The 16,259-nt window shown below is 71.0% G+C and carries 15 protein-coding genes; 13 read left to right on the top strand and 2 right to left on the bottom strand.

Annotation, left to right across the window (positions count from 1 at the left end; all coding sequences use genetic code 11):
* The 9 genes from ACFOY2_RS54135 to ACFOY2_RS54095 form a co-directional block, all read left to right on the top strand.
* Positions 1-227 (top strand): transketolase C-terminal domain-containing protein (locus ACFOY2_RS54135; protein ID WP_379536023.1); only part of this gene is annotated, 227 nt, incomplete at its 5' end.
* Positions 220-1,698, top strand: a complete 1,479-nt coding sequence (locus tag ACFOY2_RS54130) for an FGGY family carbohydrate kinase (protein WP_379536022.1) — start codon at positions 220-222, stop codon at positions 1,696-1,698. The genes ACFOY2_RS54135 and ACFOY2_RS54130, both read left to right, overlap by 8 nt.
* Complete coding sequence (locus ACFOY2_RS54125) at positions 1,695-2,342, top strand: DUF2291 family protein (RefSeq protein ID WP_379536021.1); 648 nt, start codon at positions 1,695-1,697, stop codon at positions 2,340-2,342. Before ACFOY2_RS54130 ends, ACFOY2_RS54125 begins: the two co-directional genes overlap by 4 nt.
* Positions 2,339-3,865, top strand: coding sequence for a sugar ABC transporter ATP-binding protein (locus ACFOY2_RS54120; RefSeq protein ID WP_379536020.1), 1,527 nt, complete (start codon positions 2,339-2,341; stop codon positions 3,863-3,865). Before ACFOY2_RS54125 ends, ACFOY2_RS54120 begins: the two co-directional genes overlap by 4 nt.
* Complete coding sequence (locus tag ACFOY2_RS54115) at positions 3,862-4,944, top strand: ABC transporter permease (protein ID WP_379536019.1); 1,083 nt, start codon at positions 3,862-3,864, stop codon at positions 4,942-4,944. Before ACFOY2_RS54120 ends, ACFOY2_RS54115 begins: the two co-directional genes overlap by 4 nt.
* Before the next feature lie 42 nt (positions 4,945-4,986).
* On the top strand, positions 4,987-5,982 hold the full coding sequence (locus ACFOY2_RS54110) for a D-ribose ABC transporter substrate-binding protein (RefSeq protein ID WP_379536018.1): 996 nt from the start codon (positions 4,987-4,989) through the stop codon (positions 5,980-5,982).
* A 32-nt stretch (positions 5,983-6,014) separates the two neighbouring features.
* Positions 6,015-7,025: a sugar-binding transcriptional regulator gene (locus tag ACFOY2_RS54105; protein ID WP_379536017.1), complete on the top strand. Its 1,011-nt coding sequence runs from the start codon at positions 6,015-6,017 to the stop codon at positions 7,023-7,025.
* Positions 7,026-7,077: 52 nt separating this feature from the next.
* Positions 7,078-8,055, top strand: coding sequence for a sugar-binding transcriptional regulator (locus tag ACFOY2_RS54100; RefSeq protein WP_379536016.1), 978 nt, complete (start codon positions 7,078-7,080; stop codon positions 8,053-8,055).
* 97 nt (positions 8,056-8,152) lie between these two features.
* Complete coding sequence (locus ACFOY2_RS54095; RefSeq protein ID WP_379536015.1) at positions 8,153-9,094, top strand: aldo/keto reductase; 942 nt, start codon at positions 8,153-8,155, stop codon at positions 9,092-9,094.
* Between the two features lie 198 nt (positions 9,095-9,292).
* Here the strand turns inward: ACFOY2_RS54095 and ACFOY2_RS54090 are convergent, their stop codons facing one another.
* A complete protein-coding gene (locus ACFOY2_RS54090) occupies positions 9,293-9,976 on the bottom strand; it encodes a hypothetical protein (protein ID WP_379536014.1) in 684 nt (227 codons plus the stop codon).
* Between the two features lie 168 nt (positions 9,977-10,144).
* A complete protein-coding gene (locus tag ACFOY2_RS54085) occupies positions 10,145-10,705 on the bottom strand; it encodes a histidine phosphatase family protein (RefSeq protein ID WP_379536013.1) in 561 nt (186 codons plus the stop codon).
* 177 nt (positions 10,706-10,882) lie between these two features.
* Here ACFOY2_RS54085 and ACFOY2_RS54080 point away from each other — a divergent pair, with 177 nt between their 5' ends.
* The 4 genes from ACFOY2_RS54080 to ACFOY2_RS54065 form a co-directional block, all read left to right on the top strand.
* Complete coding sequence (locus ACFOY2_RS54080; protein WP_379536012.1) at positions 10,883-11,359, top strand: (2Fe-2S)-binding protein; 477 nt, start codon at positions 10,883-10,885, stop codon at positions 11,357-11,359.
* A complete protein-coding gene (locus tag ACFOY2_RS54075) occupies positions 11,356-12,318 on the top strand; it encodes an FAD binding domain-containing protein (protein WP_379536011.1) in 963 nt (320 codons plus the stop codon). Before ACFOY2_RS54080 ends, ACFOY2_RS54075 begins: the two co-directional genes overlap by 4 nt.
* 120 nt (positions 12,319-12,438) lie before the next feature.
* The gene (locus ACFOY2_RS54070; RefSeq protein WP_379536010.1) at positions 12,439-14,721 is read left to right on the top strand and encodes a xanthine dehydrogenase family protein molybdopterin-binding subunit; all 2,283 of its coding nucleotides are present in this window, start codon (positions 12,439-12,441) and stop codon (positions 14,719-14,721) included.
* 540 nt (positions 14,722-15,261) lie between these two features.
* Positions 15,262-16,259: heavy metal translocating P-type ATPase (locus ACFOY2_RS54065; protein WP_379536009.1), on the top strand; the 998-nt coding region annotated here is incomplete at its 3' end.

The following is a 16,259-nucleotide window of genomic DNA, read 5'->3' as shown; positions in this document are numbered from 1 at the left end:
CCCGCGAGACCGGCCGGATCGTCACCGCGGAAGAGGCCACGATCAGCGGCGGACTCGGCGCGGCCGTCGCCGCCACCGTCGTCACCCGCCACCCCGTTCCGATGCGGATCCTCGGGGTGCCCCGCGTGTTCGCCCCCACCGGGAACACGGCCTTCCTCCTCGACCACTTCGGGCTGTCGGCCGCCGGCATCGTCGCCGCCGTGAAGGACCTGATGCGTCATGGCTAGCCCGCTCATCCTGGCCGTCGACCAGGGCACGAGCTCGACCAAGGCGCTGCTCGTCGACGGCGGGGGGCGAGTCGTCTCCCGCGCGGCCGTGCCCGTGGCCGAGACACAGCCGCGGCCCGGATGGGTGGAGCAGTCCGCCGACGAGCTGTGGGACAGCGTGCGCAAGGCGGTCGCCGCCTGCGTCGACCCCGGCCTGGCCGGGCGGGTGGCCGGCGTGGGATTCAGCACCCAGCGGGAGTCGCTGGTGTTGTGGGAACGCCGCACCGGCACGCCGGTCGGGCCGCTGCTGAGCTGGCAGGACCAGCGCACCGCCGCCGCGTGCCGCGAACTGGCCGCCACCGGCGCGGCCGGCCCGGTGCGCGCGGTGAGCGGGATGCCGCTGGACCCGATGTTCTCCGCGCTGAAGGCACGCTGGCTGCTGGACGCCCACGACCCGGACCGGCGGCGCGGCCGAGCGGGCGAGCTCTGCCTGGGCACCGTGGACTCCTGGCTGCTGAGCCGACTGGGTGGCGCAGAGCACGTGATCGAGGCGGGCAACGCCTCCCGCACCCAGTTGCTCGCCGTCGACAGCGCGCAATGGGACGAACGGCTGCTGGAACTGTTCGGGGTGCCACGCGCGGTGCTGCCCCGGGTGGTCGCCTCCAGCGGCCCGTTCCCCACGGTGCGCGACCTGGCGCCGCTGCCCGACGGCGTGCCGGTGCTGGCGGTCCTGGGCGACTCGCACGCGGCGATGTTCGCGCACGCGGGCTGGCGGGCGGGCGTGGTGAAGGCCACCTACGGCACCGGCTCGTCCGTCATGGCCATCGGCGACCCCGCGGGCGAGGTGCCAGGTTTGTGCCGCAGCATCGCCTGGGACCTGGGCGACGGCCCCGTACGGGCCGTGGAGGGCAACATCCGCGCCACCGGCAGGACGATCAGCTGGCTGGCCGACCTGTTCGGCGTCGAGGCGGGCGCGCTGCTGGCCGAGCTGGCCGAGGCCGGCCCCGGCGGGGTGCACTTCGTGCCGGCCTTCGGCGGGCTCGGCGCCCCCTGGTGGGAGCCGGACGCCGTCCCCGTGGTGGCCGGGCTGAGCCTGGGCGCCCGGCGCGGCCACCTGGCCGCCGCCGCGCTGGAAGCGGTCGCCTTCCAGGTCGAGGACGTCGTCGCGGCCGTCGACCAGGCCGTCGGCCAGGTGGACGTCCTGCTCGCCGACGGCGGGCTCACCCGCAGCGAGCACCTCATGCGCCTGCAGGCCGACCTCAGCGGACGCACCGTCGCCCGCTCCGGCGAACACGACCTGTCCTGCCTCGGCGCCGCCGACGCCGCGGGACACACCGCCGAACTCTGGACCCTCCAGGACCTGGAACGGCGGCACAGACCCGCGGACGCCTTCCAGCCCGCCATCGACCCGGCCGAACGCGCGACCAGGCAGGCCGCCTGGCACGCGGCCGTGCGCAGATCCCGGCCCTTCGAGGAAAGGACCAGCACATGACCACGACGGCGCCGACCCCCCATCGGCGCGTTCCCGTCCGCTGGATCGCCGCCGCGGCGATCGCCGCACTGGTCGTCCTCATGGCGGTCAGCACCGAGTACCGGACGGCCGAGACCGTGGCGAGCGCCACCGCGCGCAAGGCGTTCGACCCGGCGGCGTTCGGCGCGCAGAACTACCGGGCCAAGGTCGTGCCCGCCATCCAGAGCGCCGCCGTCGACCTGCCCGTCCTGCTCCAGGCCCTGGCCGCCGACAAGGACGCGGCCGGTCAGAAGTACGGAAAACGCCAGGGCACCGGCCCCTACACCTTCGCCGTCAAAGGGACCGGCAAAGCCGGCGCGGCCAGATCGGGGCTGCTGCCCGTCACCGTCGAGGACCTGCCGGACGACACCAGGGTGTCGCTGCAGATCGGCCCCGCCATCAACGGCACCGCACTGCGCGACGCGGCCGGATTCATCACCTTCGGCCAGTTCACCAACCAGGTCGAGTACGCCGACGCGGCCACCGCGCTGAACAACCAGATGCGCGACGAACTCCTCAAAGGGCTGGACGTGGCCGCGCTGGACGGCAAGGAGATCTCCTTCGTCGGGGCGTTCACGCTGCTCACCCCGAAAACCGTGACGATCACCCCGGTGGCGATCACATGATGACGCCTGTGCTGCGCGCCCGCGACGTCACCAAGGTCTACGGCGGCACGCACGCGCTGAAAGGCGTCGGCTTCGCCGTGGCGCCGGGCCGGGTGACCGCCCTGTTCGGAGAGAACGGCGCGGGCAAGTCGACGCTGATGAAGATCCTGGCCGGGATCGAGCAGCCCACCACCGGCCACGTCGAACTCGACGGCCGGCCCGTACGGCTGCGCTCATCCAGAGAGGCCGCCGACCAGGGCATCTCCATCATCCACCAGGAGCTGAGTCTCTGCCCGAACCTCAGCGTCCAGGACAACCTGTTCCTGGCCCGCGAGCTGCGCACCGCCTACGGGTCCGTCGACCGCAAAGCGCAGCGCGAGGCCACGGCGGCGGTCCTGCGCCGGCTCGAAGAGGACGTCGACCCCGACAGGCTCGTCGGCGACCTGCGGCTGGGCCAGCAGCAGCTCGTGGAGATCGCCCGCGCGCTGCTCCAGCGGGCCCGCGTCCTCATCATGGACGAGCCGACCTCCGCCCTGACCGCGCCCGAGGTCGAGGTGCTGTTCCGGGTGATCGGGGAGCTGACCTCGGCGGGCGTCGCCGTCGTCTACATCTCCCACCATCTGGACGAGGCCCTCGACATCGCCGACGACGTCGTGGTGCTGCGCGACGGCGACCTCGTCGCCTGCGCGCGGGCCGAGGAGGTGGACCTGCGCTGGATCGTCGAGCGGATGGTCGGCCGCGACCAGGACACGCTCTTCCCCAGCAGGCAGCCGGTGCTCGGCCGGGAGGCGCTGACCGTCCGCGATCTCACCGTGGCCGACCCGGCAGTCCCCGAACGGCTCGCCGTGGACGGGCTGTCGCTCGGCGTGCTGGAAGGCGAGATCGTCGGCGTGTACGGGCTGATGGGCTCAGGCCGTACCGAACTGCTGGAGACGCTCGCCGGCCGCCTGCGCCCGGCCTCAGGCGAGATTCTGCTGGCCGGGGAGCCGCTCGACGAGCGGGGCATCCGCGAGCGCATCGCCCGCGGCGTGGTGCTGGTGCCCGAGGACCGGCAGCGTGACGGCCTGGTGCAGACGATGTCCGTCGGGCAGAACCTGTCGCTGGCCGCGCTCGGGGCGTTCGTCCGCGGCCTGTTCGTCTCCGAGCGGCGCGAACGCGCCGCCGTCGCCCGCGCCATCACCGACGTCACCGTCAAGGCCAGCGGCGCGGGGGCGGCCATCGGCTCGCTGAGCGGCGGCAACCAGCAGAAAGTGATCATCGGCAAGGCGCTGCTCACCGGGCCGCGCGTGCTGCTGCTCGACGAGCCGTCCCGCGGCGTCGACGTGGGCGCCAAGGCCGACATCTTCGAGCTGATGGCGGCCCAGGCGCGGCAGGGGCTGGCCGTGCTGTTCACCACGTCCGACGCCGAAGAGGCCCTGCACATCCCCGACCGGCTCCTCGTGCTCGCCCGAGGGGCCCTCGTCGGTGAATTCAGGCGCGGCGAGCTCACCCGGGAGGAACTGATGCGCGTCTCCGACGGCGGAACCCAGGACGGTTCACGATGACGGCCACCGCGACCACCGCACCCCCCGAACAGGCCGCCGCCAGGGCCCGCCGCCTGTCGCTGCTGAACGTCGTCTTCGAGCTGCGCGCCTTCATCGCGCTCGCCGTGCTCGTCGCGATCTTCGGCCTGCTGTCGGACTCCTTCCTCACCGTCCCGAACCTCATCACGATGACCAAACACGTCGCGATCAACGCGGTGATCGCGCTCGGCATGCTGCTGGTGATCCTCAAAGGCGGCATCGACCTGTCGGTCGGCTCCATCGTGGGCCTGTCCGGGGTGGTCGCCGGCGAACTGCTGCAGGGTCTGCACGTCGGCGGCGTGATCGCCTACCCGCCGGTGTGGGTGGTGATCGTGCTGTGCGTCACGGTCGGCATGGCGGTCGGCGCGGTCAACGGGCTGCTCGTCACGCGTTTCAACGTGGCCCCTTTCATCGCCACCCTGGGCATGCTGTACGTGGCCCGCGGCGCGGCCATGCTCATCTCCGACGGCGCCACCTACCCCAACCTCGGTGGCGACCCGGCGCTCGGCAACACCGGCTTCGGCCTGCTCGGCAGCGGACGGCCGCTCGGCCTGCCCACCTCCATCTGGATCATGATCGTGCTCGCGGCGGCGATCGTGCTGCTGCTGGCCAAATCCCCGTTCGGCCGCTGGCTCTACGCCACCGGGGGCAACGAACGGGCCGCCGACCTGTCCGGCGTGCCGATCCGGCGGGTCAAGACCATCGTGTACGTGATCTCCGGCGCCTGCGCCGCCGTCGCCGGGCTCATCATCGCCTCCGAGCTCACCTCGGCCGCGCCGCAGGCGGGGGAGACCTACGAACTGAACGCCATCGCCGCGGTCGTCATCGGCGGCGCGGCGCTCAGCGGCGGGCGGGGAACGGTACGCGGCACCCTCGTCGGCGCGTTCGTCATCGGCTTCCTCGCCGACGGGCTGGTGATCCTGGGCGTCTCGACGTTCTGGCAGATCCTCATCAAGGGCGCGGTGATCATCCTGGCCGTGCTGCTCGACCAGGGGCAGCAGCGATTCAAGCGACGGGGAGCCGCCGCGGCGGCGGTCGCCGCCACCAAACAGCACGACTGACGTCGCCGGAAGACAACAGCACGACTGACGAAGGAGACATCCATGCCCCCCACACGTGTCGTCACCCTGGCCCTGTCCGTGCTGCTCGGCTGCACCGCGCTGAGCGCGTGCGGCAGCGGCGGCGGCGAGCAACCGGCGGCCGGCGCGCCGGCCGGCAGCGGCAGCGCGGCGGCAGGCGGCCTCATCGCCATCATCACCCCCTCCCACGACAACCCCTTCTTCAAGGCCGAGGCCGACGCGGCCAAGGCCAAGGCCGAATCCCTCGGCTACCAGACGTCCGTGGCCTCCCACGACGACGACCCGAACAAGCAGAGCGAGCTCATCGACGCGGCCATCTCCCGCCAGGCCAAGGCGATCGTCCTGGACAACGCCGGCGCCGACGCCTCCATCGGGCCGGTGCGCAAGGCCGAGCAGAGCGGCGTGCCCGTCTTCCTGATCGACCGCGAGATCAACGCGACCGGCGTGGCCAAGGCCCAGATCGTCTCCAACAACTCGCAGGGCGCCCAGCTCGTCGCGCAGTCGTTCGTGGAGGCCATGAAGAGCAAGGGCAACTACGTCGAGCTGGTCGGAAAGGAGTCCGACACCAACGCCAGCGTGCGTTCCAAAGGCTTCGCCGACGTGATCTCCCAGTACCCGGACATGAAGCCGGTCGCCAAGGAGAGCGCCAACTGGGACCAGCAGGAGGCCTTCACCAAGATGGAGACCATCATCCAGAAGAGCCGCGACATCCAGGGCGTCATCGCCGGCAACGACACCATGGCCCTCGGCGCGGTCGCGGCGCTGAAGGCGGCCCGCCTCCTCGACAAGGTCGTGGTCGCCGGCTTCGACGGCAGCCCCGACGCCATCGCCGCCATCAAGGCCGGCGAGATGCACGCCACCGCCCTGCAGCCCGCCGCCCTCGGCGCCACCAGCGCCGTGGAGCAGGCCGACCAGTTCATCAAGACCGGTAAGACGGGCAAGGAGGAGAAGCAGTCCATCGACTGCGAGCTGGTCACCGCCGGCAACGCCGATGAGTTCGGCGTGTTCGCCAGGAAATAGGGCGCACAATAAGCTGCGTCCAACATCCATGCGTGAAGAGAAAGTCGAGGTGCGCGGTGGCCCAGAACCCTGAGGGGAGGCGCGACACGTCCAAGGATCATCTGCGGCTCCTGGCCAGGGTGGCCCGCATGTACCACGAGCAGGAGCTGCGCCAGCCCGAGATCGCCGCCGCGCTCAACATCTCGCAGCCCCGCGTGTCCCGTCTGCTCAAGGAGGCGGTCACGCGCGGCATGGTGCGCACGGTGGTGACGCTGCCCGACGGGGTGCACACCGAGCTGGAGGAGGAGCTGCAGCGCCGCTACGGGCTGCGCGACGCCGTGGTCGTGGACGTCGAGGAGTTCCAGGACGACGTTCTCGCGCCGCTCGCCTCGGCCGCCGCCAGCTACCTCAACGTCACCTTCACCGGCGGCGACGTGATCGGCATCTCCTCCTGGAGCGAGACGCTGCTGGCCACCGTCGAACGTATGCCGCAGAAGAACGCGCAGGTCGCCGACCGCGTCATCCAGCTCGTCGGCGGCGTCGGCAGCCCCGAGGCCCAGGTGCACGCCACCCGGCTGGTGGCCCGCCTGGCCAACCTCACCTACGCCAGGCCCGTCTTCGTGCCGCTGCCCGGCGTGGTCGCGACCACGACGATCCGCGACGCGCTGCTGCAGGACCCCAGTGTGCTCGACGTCCAGGCCCAATGGAACGATCTGACGGTCGTGCTGGTCGGCATCGGCAGCCTGGAGCCGTCGCCGTTGCTGCTCAGCAGCGGCAATGCGGTCAGTCAGGCCGACCAGGAGGAGTTGCGGGCGCTGGGCGCGGTCGGCGACGTGTGCCTGCACTTCTTCGACGCCGCGGGCAAACCCGTCGACTCCGGCTTCGACCAGCGGGTCATCGGCATCGACGCGCCCGCCTTCCGCGCCGTCGGGCGCCGGGTCGGCGTGGCGGGCGGCCTGCGCAAGGTGTCGGCCATCAGGGCCGCCGTCGAGGGCGGCTGGATCAACGTGCTCATCACCGATCTCCGGGTGGCCCGCCGGCTCCTGGCACCGGCGGTAAAATGAATGAACAACAGATCCGGAATAGGTATCCCACGGACGGCGAAGGGCGGTGCGCATGGTCGCGGACCTGGGTCTCGAGAACGACGTGTCCACAGGGCACCTGCGGCTGCTGGTCAGAGTCGCCCGGATGTACCACGAACAGGGCATCCGCCAGCCCGCCATCGCCGCCGAGCTGAACATCTCCCAGCCCCGCGTGTCCCGCCTGCTGCGCGAGGCGGTCAAGCGCGGCATCGTGCGGACCGTGGTCGTGCTGCCCAAAAGCGTGCACACCGAACTGGAGGAACGGCTGCGGCACCGCTACGGGCTGCGTGACGTCGTCGTCGTGGACACCCAGGAATCCACGCAGAACGTCCTGCCGGCGCTCGCCTCGGCCGCCGTCGACTACTTCGACGCCACCTTCGCCGGCGGCGACGTGATCGGCATCTCCTCCTGGAGCGAGACGCTGCTGGCCACCGTCGAACGCATGCAGCCCAAGACCAGCCAGGTCGCCGACCGCGTCATGCAACTCGTCGGCGGCGTCGGCAGCCCCGAGGCCCAGGTGCACGCCACCCGCCTGGTCAGCAGGCTCGCCGACCTCACCCGCGCCCGCCCGATCTTCGTTCCCTCGCCCGGCGTCGTGGGCAACGCCTCCATCCGCGACGCCCTGCTCCAGGACAGCGCCATCCGCGGTGTGATGTCCCAATGGAACGATCTGACGGTCGTGCTGGTCGGCATCGGCAGCCTGGAGCCGTCGCCGCTGCTGCTCAGCAGCGGCAACGCGGTCAGCCAGGCTGATCAGGAGGAGTTGCGGGCGCTGGGCGCGGTCGGCGACGTGTGCCTGCACTTCTTCGACGCCGCGGGGCGACTCGTCGACTCCGGCTTCGACCAGCGGGTGGTCGGCATCGACGTGGACGCCTTCCGCTCAGTCCGCCGCCGGGTCGGCGTGGCGGGCGGCCTGCGCAAGGTGTCGGCCATCAAGGCCGCCGTCAAGGGCGGCTGGATCAACATCCTCATCACCGACCTGCAGGTCGCCCAGCAACTGGACGCCGATTGACCTGGAGTCCACTCCAGATGGCAACGTCTTCCCCAGAGCATTTCCGGCAAGCCAGGGAAAGGGCGATATGAGAGTCCTGGGACGTAGCGGTATCACGGTGAGCGCGATCGGGTTCGGCGCCTGGGCGATCGGAGGCCCGTTCACCAAGGCGGGCAAGCCGGCGGGCTGGGGAGAGGTCGACGACGAGGTGTCCGTGGCGGCCGTGCACCGCGCGCTCGACCTGGGGATCACCTTCTTCGACACCGCCGACGTGTACGGCACGGGACACAGCGAACAGGTCCTGCGGCGGGCGCTGGCAGGCCGGCGGGACGAGGTGGTGATCGCCACCAAGTTCGGCAACGTCTTCGACACCCAGACCCGGACCCTCACCGGCACCGACATCTCATCCGACCACATCCGGCGGGCCTGCCGGGCGTCGCTGGAACGCCTCGGCACCGACCACATCGACCTCTACCAACTGCACATCGGCGACGCGCCCCTGGAGCGGGTCGACGACCTGATCGCCACACTGGAAGAGCTCGTCGACGGCGGCCTGATCCGCGCGTACGGCTGGAGCACCGACGACCCGGAACGCGTCGCCGCGTTCGCCAAGGGGCCCCACTGCGCCGCCGTGCAGCACGAGTTCAACGTCCTGCGCGACGCCCCTTCGATGCTCACCGTGTGCGACATCCACGACCTCGCCTCCGTCAACAGGGGGCCGCTGGCGATGGGGCTGCTGTCCGGCAAGTACGGCAAGGACTCGCAGCTGCCGATGAACGACGTCCGCGGCGACTCCCCGGCCTGGATGACCTACTTCCGCGACGGCCGGCCCGCCCCCGAGTTCCTCGCCAAACTGGACGCCGTCCGCGACATCCTGACCTCCGGCGGCCGCACCCTCGCCCAGGGCGCCCTCGGCTGGCTGCTGGCCCGCAGCGAGCGCACCGTGCCGATCCCCGGCATCAGGACCGTCGGCCAGGCCGAGGAGAACGGCGGCGCGCTCCAGCACGGACCGCTCAACGCGGAGCAACTGGCACAGATCGACGAGCTGCTGACGCGATAGGACCAGGTTTCCCGACGCGCCCTGGCATGATACGAGGTCGCTCGCCCTCGATGATCACGTTCGCGACGGTGGTCTGGATGGCCTCGCGCGGCGGTGTGGCAGAGGCGACGCGACCGCCACCGCTGACCCCGCCTGGTCACCAGGCGGGCGTCGGCGGTGGCGGACGATGCGCGTGTGCCTGCCCAGCGGTTCGCGGGTTCAAGGACGGGCGGCGAAGCGTTCCATGAACGGGGTGTAGTCGTGCTCGGGGAACAGGGTCGGCAACGTCTCCAGCATGTTCTCCACCCGCCGCCGCACCGGCTCCAGCCACTCCTCTCCCAGCGGGGCCCGGGTGAACAGGAACTGCCAGTCAAAGGCGCCCTTGGTGAGCTGCAGGGCCTCCAGGTACTCGCGGTAGCCGATGTCCATCTTCCACTCGCCGTAGTGCGGGCCGGCCACCCACCACAGCTCGGGCTCGCCCCCGCCGGGGAGCAGCCGCAACGCGGCATACCTGCCCGTCCCGGTGACCGGGTGCTGGTCGATGATGCGCAACTGCGACGTCGGAAAGCCTGCCTCCCCCTTCCCGGTGATCCAGTCCTCGTACGCGGGGGCGTCCGCCAGCGCGATGTGGTGCAGGTAGAACTCCCCGTTGAGGTCTCTGTGCGGCTCGCGCGTCCCCCACTGGCGTCCCAGCTCACCGAAACGCAGGTGACACTGCTCCAGCCCGGCGGGCGCGTCGACGTCGAGGGGGGCGACCAGGGCCTGCCATGAGGCGGCGGCATCCGCGAAGCCCAGGTCGAGCTCCTTGTCCAGCGTGTACGAGATCTCGACCCCGGGATGGCGGTCAAGACCGTCGCAGACCGCTCGCCATCGGGCCTCGTACGTCGTGAGTTCCGCTGTCACATGCCCCTCCATTGTGCTCTCCTCGTCCCCGGAAGAAGATCCCCGCTCCGCCCGGTCGCCCGCAAGTCCCTCATCGGGAGCCGGCGGGAACGATGTCGGCATCAATGATCTTCGTGCAAGACGGGCGTTGACGCCTTCCCACCCCTGCGCCGGGGAGCGGTGACACCATCAAGCGGGCTCGCCCGGATGAGCCGTGACCGTCGCCTGCCCCTGGTCCAGCCGGACCGTGTACCAGCCGCCGCGGTCTATCGCCAGCGGCAGCGGGACGTCGAACAGGGCGCAGAGCGCGGTCAGCGCGAGGGGGATCGAGTCGCCGTGCGAGGCGGCGACCACCCGTCCGCCCTCGTGACGGCCGCTCATGATCGCCATCGCGCGCATCATGCGCCCCGCCGACCACGCTCCGCCGAGCGGTTCCGCCATGGGGGCGAGTACGCCGTCCGCCCAGTCCGGGGGCTGTGGGAACCGCTCGGTTTCCGCCAGCGTGTCCAGGCACTCGACGGTATGCCCAGCGGTCTCGGCGAGCGGCGTCACCGTCTGCCTGCAGCGCAGGGCGGGGCTGCTGAAGACCGCCTCGACGTCGGTGCCGATGGCGGTCACAAGGGCGTCGGCCTGGCGTCTTCCCCGGTCCGACAGCGGCCGCAGATCGTGGTCGCCCACCCAGCCGTCCCTCGGCATCGATGAGGTGTGGGGCACCAGCTCAAGCACGAAGCGCGTCCTGAAGATCGTCACCACCGCATCCTAGGGAGGCACCGCCACAACGCCACCCCATCCCCCTCAGGACAGGGATGGGAGCGCTACCTCTTGTGAGTCCATCGGGCACTCCAAACCCTCATCCGCATATACGGATGAGGGGTATAGTCTCTCGGTAATCCGTACACGAGTGTACGAGTTAATGAGAGGTTTGGCATGCCATCCATACAGATGCGGTTGTCCGTGAACGGTCACCGGCACGAGCTGGAGCTGGACATCCGCGTCAGCCTGCTCGACTGCCTGCGCGAACACCTCGCGCTCACCGGAACGAAGAAGGGCTGCGACCAGGGCGCCTGCGGCGCGTGCACGGTGCTGCTGGACGGCGAGCGGGTCAACTCCTGCCTCGTGCTCGCCGCCCAGTGCGCGGACGCGGAGATCACCACCATCGAGGGGATCGGCGAGGTGATGCGGGAGGCGTTCGTCCGCCACGATGCCCTGCAGTGCGGTTACTGCACGCCCGGCCAGATCTGCTCGGCGGTGGCCATGCTCGCCGAGTACGAGGCCGGGGTCCCGAGCGCGGTGGGCGCACCCAGCCTGACGGACGCGGAGATCAGGGAGCGGCTGGCGGGCAACCTGTGCCGATGCGGCGCCTACAACGGGATCGTCGCCGCCGTGCGTGAGGTCGCGGGATGAACCCGTTCTCCTACGTCACCGCCGCCGACACCCCCTCGGCCGTCGCCCTCGCCGCCGAAGGGGCGACGTACCTGGCGGGCGGCACCAACCTCGTCGACCTCATGCGCCAGGGCGTCGAGACGCCAGAGCGGCTCGTGGACATCTCCCGGCTGCCGCTGGCCGGAATCGAGGACCTGCCGAGCGGCGGGCTGCGGATCGGCGCCCTGGCGCGCAACACCCGCGTGGCCGCCGACCCCCGCGTCCGCGCGCGCTACCCGGTGCTGGCCCAGGCCATCGTGAACGGCGCGTCGCCCCAGATCCGCAACAGGGCGACGGTCGGTGGCAACCTCCTGCAGCGCACCCGCTGCCCCTACTTCTACGACCGGCACTCGGCCTGCAACAAACGCCGCCCCGGCGCCGGCTGCGACGCCCTCGGCGGGTTCAACCGCATGCACGCCGTCCTCGGCGCGAGCGAGAGCTGCCTCGCCGTGCACCCGTCGGACATGTGCGTGGCCCTGGCCGCCCTGGACGCCGTGGTGAACATCGCCGGCCGCGACCCCGTGCCGCTGGTGGACCTGCACCGCCTGCCGGGCGAGACCCCGCACGTGGAGACGGTGCTGCGGCCGGGCGAACTGGTGACGTCGATCGACCTGCCACCCGCCCGCCACGGCCACGGCGTCTACCTCAAGGTGCGCGACCGCGCCAGCTACGCCTTCGCGCTGGTCAGCGTGGCCGCGCTCGTCCACATGGAGGCGGGGCGGGCCGACACCGTGCGTGTCGCCCTGGGCGGCGTCGCGCCCAAGCCGTGGCGGGCGTACGAGGCGGAACGGCTGCTCATCGGCACGACCCTAGACGACGCCGACATCGACCGGGCCGCGCGAGCGGCCCTCGCGGACGCCCGCCCGCGCGAGCACAACGCATTCAAGATCGAGCTGGCCCGCCGCCTCATCCGCCGCGCCCTGAAGGGAGCCCGCCCATGACCGAGCTTGTCGAGGTCATCAATAAGCAAGGAATCACGGGGCCGACGGAGGAGGTCGCGTGACCGAGCTTGTCGAGGTCATCAGTGAGCAAGGAATCATGAGGCCGACGAAGGAGACCGCATGACCATCGCCGCACGCGGTTTCGCGCTGGCCACCAAGGCGCTGACCAGGCTGGCCAGGTTCCTGCCCGACGGCCGTCCCGACCCCCTGGCCCATCACGGCACCGAGCTCGGCAGGCCCGTCGACCGGCTGGACGGCCCCGCCAAGGCCGCAGGCGCCGTCCGCTACACGGCCGAGCGGCACCTCCCCGGTCTCGCCCACGCCGTCGTCGTGGGCAGCACCATCTCCAGAGGGCACGTCACCGAGATCCACATCCCCGAGGCGCCCGGCGTGCTGCTCGTGATGACCCACCACAACGCGCCGACCATGAAGCGCACTCCCGCCTACTCCAGCATCCAGGGCCCGCTCGGGGCCGCCGCCATGAGCCTGCCCGTGCTCAACACCGACGAGATCTTCTGGTACGGCCAGCCGATCGCCGTCGTCGTCGCCGAATCCCCGGAACAGGCCAGATACGCGGCCTCGCTCATCCGCGCCGACTATCGGGAACTTCCCGCCGCCCTGTCGATGGCCGGGCGGAAACCGTTCACGCCGGCGCACGCCGTCCTGGAAGAGCCGGTGGTCAGACGGGGGGACACCCGCACCGCCCAGGCGGCGGTCAGGGTGGACGCCGAATACACCACGCCACTCGAGTACCACAGCGCGATGGAGCCGCACGCCACCGTGGCCCACTGGGAGGGCGACCGGCTCACCGTCCACGACACCTCCCAATACCCCTACGGAGTCAAGGAGATGCTGGCCAGGAAGTTCTCCGTGCCGGAGGGGAAGGTCAGGGTTCTCGCGCCTTTCATCGGCGGCGGGTTCGGCGGCAAGACCTGCGCCTGGCCGCACGTGTCGCTCGCCGTGGCGGCGGCCAGGCTGGCCGGACGTCCCGTGAAGCTGGTGCTGTCGCGGGCCGACACGTTCACCATGACCGGGGGCCGCGCCCCGACCCGAAGCCGCCTCTCGCTCGGCGCCGACGCCACGGGGCGGCTCACCACGCTCGAACACCACGCGCTGTCGTCGTGCAGCGCCGACGAGTTCGCCGAGGCCGGCGTCATCGCCTCCCGCCACCTGTATGCCTGCCCCAACCTGCACAGCGCCCAGCAGGTGGTGCGCCTGGACCGTATCCAGAACGCCTTCTTCCGCGGCCCCGGCGTCGCCCCCGGCTCCTTCGCCGTGGAATCGGCCATGGACGAGCTGGCCTGCCGGCTCGGCATCGACCCGCTGGAGCTGCGCCTGCGCAACGAGCCAGAACGCGACCCGGCGGGCGGCGGCCGGTTCACCAGCCGCCACCTGCGCGAGGCGTACACGCTCGGCGCCGACGCCTTCGGCTGGTCCCGGCGTCCGCCCGCGCCCCGCACGCTGCGCGAGGGCCGGCAGCTCGTCGGGTACGGCATGGCCGCCGCGATCAACCCCGACGCCGTGCTCATCGCCGGGATCAAACTGCGCCTGTCCGCCGACGGCACGGTCACCGTCCGCAGCAGCACGAACGAGCTGGGCGCGGGCACCTCGACCGCGCAGAGCCAGGCCACCGCCGACCGCCTCGGCCTGCCGCTCGGCCGGGTCCGCTTCGAGCAGGGCGACTCCGACGTGGCCAGAACCCGCATCCCCGGCGCCTCGGCCGCCACGACGACGCTCGCCTCGGCCATCTGGTCGGCCCGCGACAAGCTCGTCCGCGAACTGCTCACACTGGTGCGCGGCACCGACTCGCCCCTGGCCGGACAGCCGTTCGACGAGGTCGAGACCCGCGACGGCGGCCTGCACGGCCCTGGCGGTGGCGAGAGCTACGAGCGCATCCTGGCCAGGGCCGGGCGGGAGTCCGTGGAGGTGGAGGGCAGGTCGGCGCTGCCGTACCAGACCGTCAAGCGCGGCACCTACTCCTACGGCGCGCACTTCTGCGAGGTGCGGGTGGACGAAGATACCGGTGAGGTACGCGTTACGCGCTGGGTCGGAGTGTTCGACGGGGGCCGGGTCGTCAACCCGAAGCAGGCCGCCAGCCAGATGCGGGGCGGCATCGTCATGGGCATCGGCATGGCGCTGACCGAGGAGGCGCTGCTCGACGAGCGGACCGGCATGATCGTCAACCGGGGGCTGGCCGACTACCACGTGCCCACGCACGCCGACGCTCCGGACATCGACGTCCGCTTCATCGACCGGCCCGACCCACAGACGCCGCTGGGCGCGAAGGGCATCGGCGAGCTCGGGATCGTCGGCGTGGCCGCCGCCGTCGCGAACGCCGTCCACCACGCGACCGGCATCCGTGTCCGATCGCTTCCGATCACGCCTGACAAGCTCATGTTTTGAAGACGACAGGGGGTGGGGTGGGTCGAGAATGTAGAGGAGGCGGGCTATGCGGTGGTGAATCCGTCATGAACACGGCGACCAGGCTGAGTGCTTGCAGGAACCGGGCGACTACCGGGCGTTCGCGGACTTCGCGCCGGCGGGTGGGAGCGGCCTGACGCTGGGCCGGCGGGCGCCTACGAGCCGAAGCCGCTGGCCCGGGACCGGCCGCGAGAGCACCATGGACGGTTATACGGTGGGATTGAAGGGCGATCTGGTGCCGGGCCGGTCCAGCAAGCTGACGCTTTCGGTGAGCAAGGACGGAAAGCCAGTTACCGTTCTGCAGCCGTATCTGGGCGCCTACGGCCATCTGGCCTGTCTGCACGTGTATCCGGTCGGAGATCACTTTCTACGCGGAGGTGCCCAGCGGCGGCGATTACCGGTTGTTCCTGGACTTCCAGCATGAGGGCAAGGTCCGGACCGCGGACTTCACCGCCAAAGCCGGTCCCAGACCGACAGCCGGTCACGGTGACCACACGCACTGATCAAGGGAGAGGAGCGGTGATGTCTTCTCTGACGGAAGGCCGGGCTGTTGAACTCTCGATCGGCGGTATGACGTGCGCGTCGTGCGTGAACCGGATCGAGCGCAAGCTGAACAAGCTCGACGGTGTGAGCGCGACGGTCAACTATGCGACGGAGAAGGCGAAGGTCACCTTCCCCGACGGGGTGGACCCGCAGCAGTTGATCAGCGAGGTGGAGAAGGCCGGCTACACCGCCGCGCTGCCCGCCCCGCCTGCCCAGGACGGTGCTGGGGCTGAGCCGGAGGATGAGCTGAGGCCGTTGCGGCAGCGGCTGATCACCTCACTGGTGTTGAGCGTGCCGGTGGTGGCGATGGCGATGATCCCGCCGTTGCAGTTCACCAACTGGCAGTGGATGTCGCTGGTGCTGGCCGCCCCAGTCGTGGTCTACGCCGGGTGGCCGTTCCACAAGGCCGCCTGGACGAACCTGCGGCACGGCGCCGCGACGATGGACACGCTGATCTCGATGGGCACGCTGGCGGCGCTGGGCTGGTCGTTGTGGGCGCTGTTCTTCGGCACGGCGGGCACGCCGGGGATGACGCACCCGTTCTCGTTCACGATCGAACGCACCGACGGCTCCAGCAATATCTATCTGGAGGCCGCGGCGGGGGTGACGGCGTTCATCCTGGCGGGCCGGTATTTCGAGTCGCGGTCCAAGCGGCGTGCCGGGGCGGCGTTGCGGGCTCTGCTGGAACTGGGCGCCAAGGAAGTCGAGCTGGCCGACGGCCGGCGGGTGCCGGTGGAACAGCTTGCGGTCGGTGACCGGTTCGTGGTCCGGCCGGGGGAGAAGATCGCCACCGACGGGGTGGTCGAGGACGGCAGTTCGGCGGTGGACGCCTCGATGCTGACCGGCGAGTCCGTGCCGGTGGAGGTCAAGCCGGGCGATTCGGTCACCGGGGCGACGGTGAACGCGGGCGGCCGGTTGATCGTGAAGGCGACCCGGGTGGGTGCCGACACTCAGCTCGCCCAGATGGCCAAGCTGGT

The sequence above is a fragment of the Nonomuraea purpurea genome, assembly GCF_042650645.1.
GTDB classification, from domain to species: domain Bacteria; phylum Actinomycetota; class Actinomycetes; order Streptosporangiales; family Streptosporangiaceae; genus Nonomuraea; species Nonomuraea purpurea.
The sequence above is the reverse complement of the archived record's forward strand: the minus strand, read 5'-3'. Positions and strand labels throughout refer to the sequence as shown.